Below are 12,578 nucleotides of genomic sequence, written 5' to 3'. Positions count from 1 at the left end.
TAACAACTAACCCTTCACTTAAAAGATATCTGCTGGATCGGCAGAACGCAATTTCCGGACAGCGATCGCACCTGAAATAAAACACATCATCATCGTCAAAATCATTACCATAACTGCTCTTTCCCCACTCATAAAAACGGGTAAAAGAGTAGCAGCCCTAGCCCTGTCATACAAAAATAGAGTGACAGCTATTCCGGGCATATATCCTAAAATTGCTAAAATTAGAGCTTCTTGTAAAATAACAGTTAATAAATAATTTTGTGTATAACCTATTGCTTTAAGAGTAGCATATTCAGATAAATGGTCTGTCACTTCAGTATAAAGAATTTGATAAACAATCACAGTTCCCACAATGAAACCCATGATTGTCCCTAAGGAGAAAATGAAACCAATTGCTGTACTGCTTGCCCAATAATTCCTCTCAAAATCAACAAATTCTTGCTTGGTGAAAACCTTAATATCTTTAGGTAAATAAGTCTTCAAATTCTGAGCAACAGCAATTGAATCTGCTCCCGGCTTTAATTTTATCAAACCTATATCAATCAATCCCGAACTGCGATGGGGAAAGATGCGTAGAAAATTCAGATCGCTTGTGACTAAATTACCATCTGCTCCAAAGGATGCACCTAATGTAAATAATCCTCCTACCCTAATCTTCCGATTTCTCACTTCTGCCGTCACAGTTTTATTCTGTTCAAAATCAGCCACAATTGGACCATATTCTTGCCTAGAAGAACGGTCATATAAAACCACATCAGGTAATTTGATTTTATCTATATTTTCCTGAACTCCAGATAAATTAAGCACATTAAATTCAGGATTCATTCCGACAATCAAAAGATTGCGAACTCGACCCGTCACAGGATTTTTCCAAGGAGCATAATCTATGTAAATAGGATGAACAGATTCAACGGCTGGAAAATCTAAAGCTTTATAGAGTCGCCGTTGAGAAAAAGTTTTTAATGACAGTACAGCATTAGATTGATTATTAATTAAAACAATATCTCCTTGCAAGCTCATATGAAGACGAACGTTACTGTAATACAGAGAATCCCGGAAGCCAAGCTGCATAAACATAAGAATGTCAGCAAAAGCAATTCCCGCAAGTGCTACAGCAAGACGCGTTTTTTCTCGCTTTAGCTGCAACCAAGCTAAAGGGATTTTGTTAAATAATTTGTTCATTGTTAGTGGTTAGTTGTTAGTTGTTAGTGGTTAGTTGTTAGTTGCCATTAGCCATTAGCCATTAGCTATATATTTATTTCTACAACCACTTTAGCATTAGTGAGGTTAGCAACTCGTTTGGTATCTTGTGGGGGGAGCGCAATTTTAACTTCTACAACTCTGGCATCAATATCGGCTGCTGGATCGGTATTTAACACATCTTTTTTGCCAATTTTCCTACCAATTTCAGAGACGGTTCCTTGTAATTCTCCATCAAAAGCTCCATTTTCACTAGCGATCGTAACTTGTTGACCGAGACGCACTTTACCAATACTGTCTTCTGGAACTTCCGCAACAACAACCATTTGATCGGTTCGTCCCATCTCAGCAATACCGTATTGGCTCATGCTTTCTCCTGCTTTGGTATGGATTTTTAAAATTTCTCCAGAAATGGGTGCTTTAATGTAGCTTAAACTGAGTTGTGCTTCTGCTCTCCTGAGAGATGCGATCGCATTACCAACTTGCGCCTGTGCTATTTGTATATCAATAGGACGAACTTCTTGAATTCTATTGAATCTCGCTCTTTCTTCATCAATTTGCCTTTGCACGGTTGCTACAGTTTTGTCTCGCGTGACTCTAGCTTCAATCAGTTGCTGTTGCAAAGTTGCTACAGTTTTTAGCTGGTTAGCTCTAGCTTCAGCAAGTTGCTGTCTTAAAGTTGCGATAACTTGTTTTTGGTTAGCTTTAATTTCAGCAAGTGAAGAATTGCTAGTTTCCAAACTCAACCGCCGCCTGTCTCGTTCTTGTTGGGAAATTGCACCTTCTTTATACAACATTTCATATCTTTGGGCATCCACTTGAGCATTGCGTTGTTCAGCTCTTACACGCGCAACCGATGCTATCAAAGCATCTTTTTGCCCTTCTATTTCAGCTTGAATACGATTGATTGTTGCTTGCAGGGCAATTCTTTCCCCATTTAACTGTGCTGTTATACGAGCAATTGTTGCTTGCTGAGCATCTCTTTCCCCAGCTAACTGAGCTTGCAAACGACCAATGACTGCTTTTTGAGCTTGAATATCTCTCGGCGAACCAGCTTTGACATTTGCTAAATTAGCACGAGATTCTTGCAGTTTAGCTCTAGCTTCTTCCACTGCTGCTTGAGAACTGGTAAAGTTATCCAAAATGGCAATGACTTGACCTCTTTGAACCCGTTCCCCCTCTTTCGCATAAACTTGCTCAATTCGTGACGAACCCTGAAGACCTGCAGGTGCAGACAGTTTAATCACTTCCCCTCTCGGTTCCAAACGACCCACAGCATTAATACTGGTAGGAACTGGCGCACTAGGTACAGGTGTGTTTAGCCTTCTGATTTGCTCGACTTTCGCTATAGTCAAAGCACCAAAGGAAACCATGACTGGTAAGGAGACAGCAATTAACCACCAAACTTTTGATTTTTCATCATCAAAAAAGAGCTGTTCCCTTAAATTTGATTTTTCAGTTAACCTTGATATAGGTGGTTGTTCGTTAGATTGCATTTTCCCCTCTTTGGATAAAAAGCAAATTACTAGTCTGTCGCATTTAATGAGGGGCTGCAAGATCCCCGACTTCTTGAAGAAGTCGGGGATCTTAGCAAACTTACCCATCAAAACTTATAAGATAAGGTGCTGAAATCATTACGGTTTTAAAATGCACTAAATACAGATCGATACAATAAATTCTTTGCCTGTCTATTAATATCGGCAAATCTCAACTTAACCAACAAGTTCATAGACAAAGTATTAATGGATAAAAGTAATGCCATACAGTTGTAAGTTGTATGGCTTCATCTTCTCTTGTTAATTGAATTCTACATTTAGAAGTTACTGAAAAACGTAACCAAATCTACAGAAAGTAAGAGAGTTGATGGTCACTGATTACTGGTCACTGGTCACTGATTACTGGTCACTGGTCACTGGTCACTGGTCAGGTATATCAAATAAAACTGTAGTCATATAACATTCTGCCCAATCTGTACCAAAAGCTTTTTCCAGTACGCGACGAGTTTTGTCATTTTGTTGTTGTTGAGTGCAGTAATTTCTTTGCCCAGCAAGAATGTTTAGCCTGTGTTCTGGTGAAACTGGTTTAGATATAAGAGCTTGCGTACAATGAATGTCTAAAAACTCTTGTACGCGAGTGAGAAACATACTTTCTTCTTCAGATGAATTGGGACGAACAAAGAGACAAAATTCTGAAAATATATGTCCCCACTCCGGTAATTCACGCGGTTGAGAAAAGTTGAGGTTTGGCAGTACCCCAAGTGCAGAAGTATAAAATGGGGGTAATTTATATTCCACGTCAACTGGAGAAAGGTCTGCGATCGCCGCACTAATTTGACCTCTTCCTCCAACTAAATCGCACCCAAACATCGGTATGTCGTATTCTGGGCGGGGAAACATAACACAGTGCAAAATATCTAGCATATTTCCCACCTTTGCCAGTTCTAAATGCATTTTCCGGAACTGGGGTGTTTGATAGCAGCGATTTTCAATGGTCAGTTTTTCTCCTTCGAGCCGACCTTCTACATAACCAAACTCAGCAGGCAAATGATAAGGCGACAAATCAAGGTATTTGTGCCAAGTCTGTTCTATACAATCTGCTAATTGACGAATTAAAGGATGCTGTTGCTCGCGCAGTGATGGGAAAGAAGTTGTTGTCATGTTTAATTTTATACCCATCCCTAGCAGGGATTGATTGTGTTGACCTACCTATTTTTCAGCCTAGCGCCCATCAAGACGCAACAGAACTCACTCGCAACACAACTCAACACTCTGGGGTTAGGGGTTAGGGGTTAGGGGTTAGGGGTTAGGGGTTAGGGCTTCGCGTCCGTCCATGAAGGATGCTTTTGAAAAGCGTAAAGTTATAAAACATTTCCTTTCCAAAAAATTATTTATTTTGTAGTCTTAGTTACAGAAATATTTTTTAATTAGCCCATGAGATAAGGTTTTAACACAGCCAAGGATGAAGTATGAAATATGAAGTCTCAAGTGAAAACCTGCTTATAAATTCCCAAGACAGTACACTTAGTATGAAGAATAAAGAATTTATACCTTCATCCTTTATCCTTTATCCTTCATACTCACTTCAGGCTAATAACTGGGTAAAATTGATAGAACTGCCCAGTCCCTACAGTTTTGACGAAGCTTTGCTTTTGTGTCAGGTTTCACAAGATGAGTGGTTAGCGTGGATTCCAGATCATGGGGAAGCAGTGCTGAATAACAGGCAATTTTGTTAGTTGTAGTGGGCGCAGAACCTTGCGCTCCTACTAACCCAACCCTACCCCCTAACTAACCACCAATCTCTCCTTTGACACCAGTGTCATTGGGTCGGCTGATTGCAGTTCACCATGCTTGAGAGTCCAGCAACAATCTGCGATCGCTAACAAATCTCCTGCATCATGTGTCACGATGAGTAGAGTCCAATCTTTTTTCAATTTCGCCAGCAAACTAACCAATTGTCGTCGCATTGACCAATCTAATCCTGCGGTTGGTTCATCAAGCAACAGCAAATGGGGCTGACGAATCAACTGCACAGCCAAAGCTAAACGGCGTTGCTGACCTCCACTTAAAGCATGAGGCGGTGTACTGAGGGATAAATGCTCCAATCCTACTTCACTCAGTGCTTGCTTAACTCGCTCTGTTCCCAACTCTGGATGTCCCAAGCGCAATTCCTCTAAAATAGTACCGCCACAAAAATGTCGTTCGGGAAACTGAAAAACTAAACCAGCCAATTGTTGCATCTGTTCTGCGAGCAGTTCTTGTTCGCGCCAAAAGATAGATCCTGAGGTAGGCTCGGCTAGTCCAGACAGAATTTCAAGTAACGTAGTTTTGCCAGAACCGCTTGGTCCAATGATCAGACCAAGTTGTTGGGGTGCTAATTCTAGATTAATTGATTTGAGGATTGCAGTTGGGCAGGCGGTTGGATGGTAAATTATATTTCTGAGATAGAGCATTTGTTAAGAATAATAGACAGTCAGCAACTTACTTATTTATTACACAGCAACGAACAACTAGTTCCTGGAAAATTTATAGCGCATTATTTGCCTCGCTAACTTATGATTTCTAGCAGCAAAGGCTATCTTGCTTCAAATCACTCCTTGTGAGAGTTGCGCCGACGGCTGTTGCACGCTAGTTATCTCCATTGTGGCAAATTCTTGTTGAAAAAATAGTTACAACAATTATGGGAACTCAAAAAAATTGCCTAAGTCAACCAGTATAGAAACTTTTGACAAAAACAGACACGGATTAGAACAATTTCTTTGGTATTCAAAGTAACAAATAAAAATTTTTTTAACAGTAATTTTTCTGAGGTAACCATGACTGAACAATTGCCAGTGCTGCCAAAAATTGTAATGGCTAGACTTTCTAGCCTAGCTAAAGTTGCTTTTGCAGCAGCCCTAATACTGAATATCTGTGTCAATTCCTCTCTAGCCGCAGATCCGTTTCGGACTAATGAACCTCGCAAGATTGGTGACAAAACTGAAGCAGCTTTCAAATCAATTTTCGAGCAGGGGAATTATCAAGCAGCAGAGACTCACGTACAAGAAGCACTCACCAAAGAATCCGAGGAACCTTTAGCTTATGCGATGAAAGCATCTTTAGCATATACGAATCAAGATTGGAATACACTAGAGACGTATAGTAAAAAAACCTTAGACACTGCACAAAAACTTATTTCTAGCGACCCTCTACGTGGCAATTTGTATAGTGCTGTCGGACATTTTTTAGAAGGGGCTGTGATTCTACAGCGTGAAGGAACACTCAGTGGTGCGCCCAAAGCCCTAAGCCGATTGCGAGAAGTTTATAAGTATTTGGATCTAGCTGAAGCTGTTTCTGCGAGCGATCCTGAATTGAATTTGGTTAAAGGCTACATGGATTTAATGCTCGCTGTTAATTTGCCTTTTTCCAATCCAGAACAAGCTATTGAAAAATTTGAAAAAAATGCGGCTCCTCAGTATTTAGTCGATCGCGGAATTGCTCTTGCTTATCGAGATATGAAACAGTACCCGCAAGCCCTAGATTATGCTAACCGTGCTCTGAAGGTGACATCAGAAAATCCAGAATTATATTATCTCAAAGCTCAAATTCTTAGAGCACACGGCAAAAAAGATAAAAATACAAAACTTATTCAGGAGGCTGTTGATAACTTCGACAAAGCCTTGAGTAAAAAAGGGTTTCTCCCCGCAAGCGTGGTTAAACAAATTGAACGGGAACGAGGTAAGGCTGCAAAAGAAGTGGCTTCAGCTAGTAAATAAATAAGCAAGATTGCTTAGAGGATGTTTGAAAAGATTTGGGCGAATATAATTCGCTACTATACAAACGCTCGTCCGCCTGCGCGGACTAACGGGAAATCAAGATATTAAAACCCACGTAGGTGGGTTTTGCTTGTATAGCCGCGATTTCCAATCGCCAAGGCTGTATTAACTGAGACTTTTCAAACATCCTCTTAGATTGTCAGACCCCCGACTTCTTCAAGAAGTCGGGGTTCTTGCGTCTTCTCAACAAAATTATCAGTGAAAATTCGTAATTAATTATACAGATGACAAACCTTGCATACTGTCATAAACTTGACGTACATATGCAAGAAAAGCTTGCTGTATGTGTAACTCCAACTATTCTTAAAAACTAATATTATGGGGATTGTCATTTTTTTGGGTGTATTGATTGCCACCGTAGCTGTTATTATTGTCAACAGCTACAATGACCTAGTAAAACTTCGCAACCGCTACAAAAATGCTTACGCTCAAATTGACATTCAATTAAAGCGTCGTTATGACCTAATTCCCAATTTGGTCGAAACAGCCAAAGGTTACATGAAGCACGAGAGGGAAACTTTAGAAGCCGTCATTGCGGCTCGGAATTCTGCTATCTCTGCAAGTAGTCGAGCTTCGCAAAATCCAGGCGATCCTCAAGCGATGCAGCAATTGGAAAATGCTGAAGCAGTGTTAGCAGGTGCGTTGGGTCGCATTCAAGTGCTTTCGGAATCTTATCCAGAGTTGAAAGCAGACCAAACAATGAGCCGGGTGATGGAGGAGCTATCTTCTACTGAAAACCGTATCGCTTTTGCACGCCAATCTTACAATGATTCGGTAACGCTTTACAATACCAAACTAGAAGCATTCCCTAGCAACATGGTGGCAAATAGTTTTAACTTTGTTGCTGCTGCACTGTTGCAAGAAGCCACACCAGAAATGAGAACAGCGCCACGCGTGTCGTTTTAGTATATGAATTTTTTTGAAAATCAGGATCGGGCACGCCAAAACACTCAACAGTTAATTGGGTTGTTTATTTTATCGATAGTGGCAATTGTTGCAGCAATTTACATTGCCACGCTGTTTTTTCTCCGCATAGCTCCTAGAATTTGGTGGCATCCACAATTATTTCTGAGCGTTACAGGTGTCACTACAGTAGCGATCGCTCTGGCTAGCTTTTACAAAATTGCTTGCCTTAGAGATGGTGGAAGTGCGATCGCCCAAGAGTTGGGTGGAAGATTGCTGCTATCAGATATAGCTAATCCCTACGAGCAACAACTGTTAAATATCGTAGAAGAAATGGCGATCGCTTCTGGTATTTCAGTACCGTTCGTGTATGTCCTTGACTCAGAACTGAGCATCAACGCTTTTGCTGCTGGGTTTACTCCTAACGATGCGGCGATTGGAGTCACCCGTGGTTGTATGGAACAACTCAATCGGGATGAGTTGCAAGGAGTTATAGGTCATGAGTTCAGCCATATTCTCAATGGTGATATGCGGTTGAATTTGCGTTTGGTAGGATTGCTCCACGGAATTTTGTTCCTTTACCTTAGCGGAGTCTTTATTTTACGCTTTCGTAGCAGCTACCGTAGTGAGAACAAAGGTTTGTGGGCGTTTGGTTTAGCATTGATGTTAGTTGGAGGTATAGGATTATTCTGCGGGCGATTGATTAAAGCAGCAGTCTCCCGACAACGAGAATTCCTTGCTGATGCCTCAGCCGTCCAATTTACTCGTAACGCTGATGGTATTGCTGGAGCGCTCGAAAAAATAGAAAGAATGGGTTCGGGGTTGAATTCTCCTGCAGCTGAAGCCGCAAGTCATATGTTTTTCGGCAATGCGCTTCAACTCTCCTTTTGGGAAAATATGCTGGCGACTCACCCACCACTTTCAGATCGTATTCGCCGCATTCGTGGCTTGAACTACAAACCATCTAGAACTCACATCCAAACGCGTTCTCACTCCCACGAATCAGCAATGGGTTTTGCAGGTAACAGCCCCTCCAATACAGGTGCTCCAGTTTCAGCAGAAAAGGTTGTCAACCAAGTGGGAAGGGTTGCTCCAGAGCATTTTACTTATGCTCAAAAGATACTGGCAGATTTACCAGAATCTCTACGGTTGGGCTTGCAAAAGCAACAAAGTGCAATGGCTATTGTTTACTCACTAGCATTAAATCATACAAATTCTCAGGTGCGCGATCGCCAACTTGAGTGGTTGCGAGAAGTACAACCTGCTGAGTTAGTAGAAGAAACTCTATTGTTCGGTGACGAAATTGCCTTGTTAGATTCCGGTATACGCTTACCTCTTGTAGATTTGGCAATACCCGCATTGCGTCAATCTTCTCCAGAAAAGTGCCAGCAAATCTGCAAATGCGTTAAGGGTTTGATTAAAGTGGGTGGAGATTTATCACTCTGGGAATTTGTGTTGCAGTTAGTGCTTTGGCATCGACTCGAACCTTGCATCCATCCAGAATCCTCAGCTAAAGCCGAGCAATTTGACAGTATACAAGAGATTTGGTCAGATTGTATCCTCGTGCTTTCCGCATTAGCAAAAGTCGGACAATCTCAACCTGATGCTGTCACCTACGCATTTCGCAGTGGTGTTTTTAGACTTCCCAAAGTAGGGCAACAAGAACAACCAGAAGTACCAATTGCTTGTAATTTTGCTGGAATTAAGAAAAGCCTCGATCGCCTGCGCCTTGCGAGTCCCAAACTGAAGCTAGCGATCGTTGATGCCTGCGCCCATACAGTGATGGTTGATAATCAAGTCACTCCCCAAGAAGCAGAGTTAATGCGGGCGATCGTCATTACTTTGGATTGTCCCATGCCTCCATTTTTAATTCCGCGTAAGGTTTCCAAACAAGGTAAATCCAGTGTTGAGAAAAAATGACCTGCAATCTTCTACAATTAGGTGTAAATAAAAGTGATTTGAACACAAATTAGCAATGGAAATACAGTTTCGCGAAGTTGACCCTTTTAATGTATGGATTTGGCTGAAATTTAGCACAATTCCATCTAGGCAAGAAAGACAGTATATAGAAGAGGTTTTTGATTCCTGGTTTTACTTGGGCAAGCTGGGCGGATTTAATGCTGAAAATCTTCAGGTACAGGAAACTGGGGTAAATCTCAGTTATATGGATTATGACCCAGAGGGTTATGATAAAAGTCTGCTGGCGCTGATGCACAATATGGGTGAGTTGGAATATGAGGGAACATGGGCGCGTTGCTGGTTCGATTTGGGAACTTCTGATGCGATCGCTCTTGATATTCTCATAAATGCCCTCAAGCAACTCAGTGCCGAATACGTCACTATTGAGCAATTGTACATTGGCGGCGAAAATGAAGACTGGCCTGTTGAAAATAGTGATACTCTTAGCTCGTTTGTTTACGATAATTAGCAATGGCAATACATAAACCAGGGGAAATTCGCATCTTAGCTTTGGGGCTGATTCAAAATGGAGAACGCACTTTCATGTCCCAAGGCTATGACCAAAAGAAGCAACAAACTTTTTATCGTGCCATGGGCGGTGGTGTTGACTTTGGTGAAACAAGTTTGGTAGCTCTCCAACGGGAATTTCAAGAAGAAATTCAAGCAGAATTAACAAATATTCAATACTTAGGCTGTTTGGAAAACATCTTTACATATAACGGTCAACACGGTCACGAAATCATTCAACTTTATAAATGTGACTTCGTTGACCCCAAGTTCTATCAGCTTGACCAGTTGGAATTTAATGAAGGCGATCGTCAAAAGACTGCTTTATGGGTAGAGATTAACCGCTTTAAGTCTGGAGAATTAAAGTTAGTACCAGAGCAATTTATAGATTATTTGTAAAAAGGCAGAGAGCAGAGGGTAGAAGCATGGAGGTAGCCGAAAGTTAATATTACTCCCTTCCCGCTAGAAGAATACTTAATTTAATGAACCGCAAAGACGCAAAGAGCACGAAGGAAGAAGAAAAAGAAGATGGGTAATCTTAGACCGGAAAGGGAGTAAGAAATTACCAGTTGGAGATAAAAATTCATGGTAAGCTGCACAGCAATTACTGACAAAATTAGAAGTCTTAGTGATTTACAAAAATACTGTAACTTACAGCAAGCTGATAGCGACCAATTTTTTAACGAATTACAAGAAGAATCAGCCGCACTGGACTCAGAAGAGCAAGCAGCAATCAACCGCATTAAACGAAGATATGACTATCATCGTGTTGATGGATTGCTATTGGAAGGTACGATTAACTTAATAGTAGTATCACCACTTTTGGAAGCGGCTGGATTTCTCGATTCACCGTTCCGTATTCGTTCGCCTTATGGTATTTCATTAGAACTTGAAGAACCAGAAGAAACAATTCGCGGTTTTATTGATACGTTAGTTGTACAAGAGCAATTATGGATTTTAGTCGTTGAATCAAAGCGCACAAGTATACCTGTTCCCGCAGCTTTACCGCAGTTATTAGCTTATATGCTTGCTACACCTCGACAAGATAAACCTGCTTTTGGGATGGCTACCAATGGTGATGAGTTTGTATTTTTGAAATTAGTTTTTGGCGATACACCACAGTATGACATATCACGAACTTTTTCATTATTTCCTCGTCGTCATGAGTTGGGAGAAGTATTGCAAATTATGAAGCGATTGGGACAAGCTATTTTATCGTAGAATAAACGATGTTTCAATTCTGCAAGCGGATGTCATTAATATGAAACTTTCCGCCTATTTTATCCTATTTAAAAATTTATCAAGTTTCAATTCCGCAAGCGGAGTATATAGGAATCCGATTCAATACTACTCGGATAAGCGAAAATTAGAACCCCGGTTTCTTAAAGAAACCGGGGTACTGACGCCTCAACGATTGTAATCCCTTGCAGTATTGAAGGTGGACTTAGTTTGTGTAGTAGCGAATTATATTCGCCCAAAACTTTTCAAACTTATAAATTTAAAATAAAAATTTGGTGAATTTACGCTAAAATTCCCTAGAGTTATTCTACTTGTTCAGTCCATGAAAGCTATTCAAATGCTTGCTTAACAAGTTAACCCAACACTAAATTTTTCCCAGATTAAATTATTTAGTAAAAGCAAAATGACTGAAGTGAGAGCCAATTATGATAAATCCTGGAAAGAAGCTTTAAACGAATATCTTGAAGACTTCTTAGCCTTCTTCTTTCCCGAAGCACACAGAGCAATTGATTGGACGCAAACCCCTGAATCACTTGATAAAGAACTTCAGAATATTACGGCTTCAGCAGAAACTGGAGATGGAGTGGCTGATATAAGTTTTAGATAGTTGGACAAAAAAGAAGCTTGGATTTTAATCCACGTTGAGGTGCAAAGTTACTATGATGTTAACTTGGAAAAGCGGATATACACTTATAACTACCGCGCTGCCGAACTTTACGATAAATTTGTTGTGAGTCTGGCGGTTTTAGGTGACACTATTCCTACATGGCGACCTAACCAATATGCTAAATCTGTTTTAAATTGTTCGTTGAGTTTCACATTTCCTATTGTCAAGCTTATTGATTACGAACAGAGATGGCATGAGTTAGAATCCAATAGTAATCCATTTGCCATCATTACGATGGCACACCTGAAAACTAAAGCAACCACTAGTAATTTGACCCAACGGGAAGAATGGAAATGGCAGTTGATTCGCGGACTTTATGAGCGGGGTTTAACAAAACAGCAAATTGTTAAACTTTTTGATATAATTGATACAATGATGACACTGCCTCAACAGCTACAAAAAAGATTAGTTGCCAAAATCAATCGTTTTGAGGAGGAAAGAAAAATGGCTTTGGTTAGTCCAACTGTACAACTGGCTAGAGAAGAAGGTAGGGAAGAAGGTAGGGAAAAAGGTAGGGAAGAAGGTAGGGAAAAAGGTAGGGAAGAAGGTAGGGAAGAAGGCGAAATAATAGGTGAGCAGAAAGTCATTATACGACAACTCAATCGTCGTATTGGTGAGATTGAAGCCCCATTCATTGAGCAAATTCGTAAATTACCTGTTGAACAGTTAGAAGAATTATCAGAAGCATTACTGGATTTTTCTACTGTAGCTGATTTAGAACAATGGTTACAAGATAGACCATTAGCTATAGAATCTTAAAAAAGTTAATAACCTGATGCTAGGGGAGTGTGG

General features: G+C 40.5%; 13 protein-coding genes. 9 read left to right on the top strand and 4 right to left on the bottom strand.

Annotation, left to right across the window (positions count from 1 at the left end; translation table 11 throughout):
- Window positions 1-18: 18 nt before the first annotated feature.
- From devC to WA1_RS11770, 3 genes are all read right to left on the bottom strand, one after another.
- Complete coding sequence (gene devC, locus WA1_RS11780) at window positions 19-1,182, bottom strand: ABC transporter permease DevC (RefSeq protein WP_017749214.1); 1,164 nt, start codon at window positions 1,180-1,182, stop codon at window positions 19-21.
- Window positions 1,183-1,247: 65 nt separating this feature from the next.
- Window positions 1,248-2,672, bottom strand: a complete 1,425-nt coding sequence (locus WA1_RS11775; protein WP_026135292.1) for an HlyD family efflux transporter periplasmic adaptor subunit — start codon at window positions 2,670-2,672, stop codon at window positions 1,248-1,250.
- A gap of 444 nt (window positions 2,673-3,116) precedes the next feature.
- Window positions 3,117-3,857: a phycocyanobilin:ferredoxin oxidoreductase gene (locus WA1_RS11770; protein ID WP_026135291.1), complete on the bottom strand. Its 741-nt coding sequence runs from the start codon at window positions 3,855-3,857 to the stop codon at window positions 3,117-3,119.
- Window positions 3,858-4,165: 308 nt separating this feature from the next.
- Here WA1_RS11770 and WA1_RS11765 point away from each other — a divergent pair, with 308 nt between their 5' ends.
- Window positions 4,166-4,432: a hypothetical protein gene (locus tag WA1_RS11765; RefSeq protein WP_017749211.1), complete on the top strand. Its 267-nt coding sequence runs from the start codon at window positions 4,166-4,168 to the stop codon at window positions 4,430-4,432.
- Between the two features lie 48 nt (window positions 4,433-4,480).
- Here the strand turns inward: WA1_RS11765 and WA1_RS11760 are convergent, their stop codons facing one another.
- Complete coding sequence (locus WA1_RS11760; protein WP_017749210.1) at window positions 4,481-5,149, bottom strand: ABC transporter ATP-binding protein; 669 nt, start codon at window positions 5,147-5,149, stop codon at window positions 4,481-4,483.
- A gap of 363 nt (window positions 5,150-5,512) precedes the next feature.
- On the opposite strand from WA1_RS11760, the gene WA1_RS11755 reads away from it, so the two are divergent.
- The 8 genes from WA1_RS11755 to WA1_RS11725 all read left to right on the top strand — a co-directional run bounded on the left by WA1_RS11755 (window position 5,513) and on the right by WA1_RS11725 (window position 12,545).
- Entirely contained in the window at window positions 5,513-6,451 is a 939-nt protein-coding gene (locus WA1_RS11755; RefSeq protein ID WP_017749208.1) for a Sll0314/Alr1548 family TPR repeat-containing protein, read from the top strand.
- Window positions 6,452-6,829: 378 nt separating this feature from the next.
- A complete protein-coding gene (locus tag WA1_RS11750; RefSeq protein ID WP_017749207.1) occupies window positions 6,830-7,417 on the top strand; it encodes a LemA family protein in 588 nt (195 codons plus the stop codon).
- Between the two features lie 3 nt (window positions 7,418-7,420).
- Entirely contained in the window at window positions 7,421-9,334 is a 1,914-nt protein-coding gene (locus tag WA1_RS11745) for a M48 family metallopeptidase (protein WP_017749206.1), read from the top strand.
- Window positions 9,335-9,389: 55 nt separating this feature from the next.
- Entirely contained in the window at window positions 9,390-9,842 is a 453-nt protein-coding gene (locus tag WA1_RS11740) for a DUF3531 family protein (RefSeq protein ID WP_017749205.1), read from the top strand.
- Between the two features lie 8 nt (window positions 9,843-9,850).
- The gene (locus WA1_RS11735) at window positions 9,851-10,279 is read left to right on the top strand and encodes an NUDIX hydrolase (protein WP_026135290.1); all 429 of its coding nucleotides are present in this window, start codon (window positions 9,851-9,853) and stop codon (window positions 10,277-10,279) included.
- Window positions 10,280-10,465: 186 nt separating this feature from the next.
- Window positions 10,466-11,101, top strand: a complete 636-nt coding sequence (locus WA1_RS11730; protein WP_017749203.1) for a hypothetical protein — start codon at window positions 10,466-10,468, stop codon at window positions 11,099-11,101.
- Window positions 11,102-11,522: 421 nt separating this feature from the next.
- On the top strand, window positions 11,523-11,726 hold the full coding sequence (locus tag WA1_RS59665; RefSeq protein ID WP_017749202.1) for a hypothetical protein: 204 nt from the start codon (window positions 11,523-11,525) through the stop codon (window positions 11,724-11,726).
- On the top strand, window positions 11,727-12,545 hold the full coding sequence (locus tag WA1_RS11725) for a DUF4351 domain-containing protein (RefSeq protein ID WP_017749201.1): 819 nt from the start codon (window positions 11,727-11,729) through the stop codon (window positions 12,543-12,545).
- The last annotated feature ends 33 nt before the right edge of the window (window positions 12,546-12,578 follow it).

This window comes from Scytonema hofmannii PCC 7110, assembly GCF_000346485.2.
Taxonomy (GTDB): Bacteria; Cyanobacteriota; Cyanobacteriia; order Cyanobacteriales; family Nostocaceae; genus Scytonema; species Scytonema hofmannii.
Note: the sequence above shows the minus strand (reverse complement) of the source record. Positions and strands in the feature narration are given on the sequence as shown.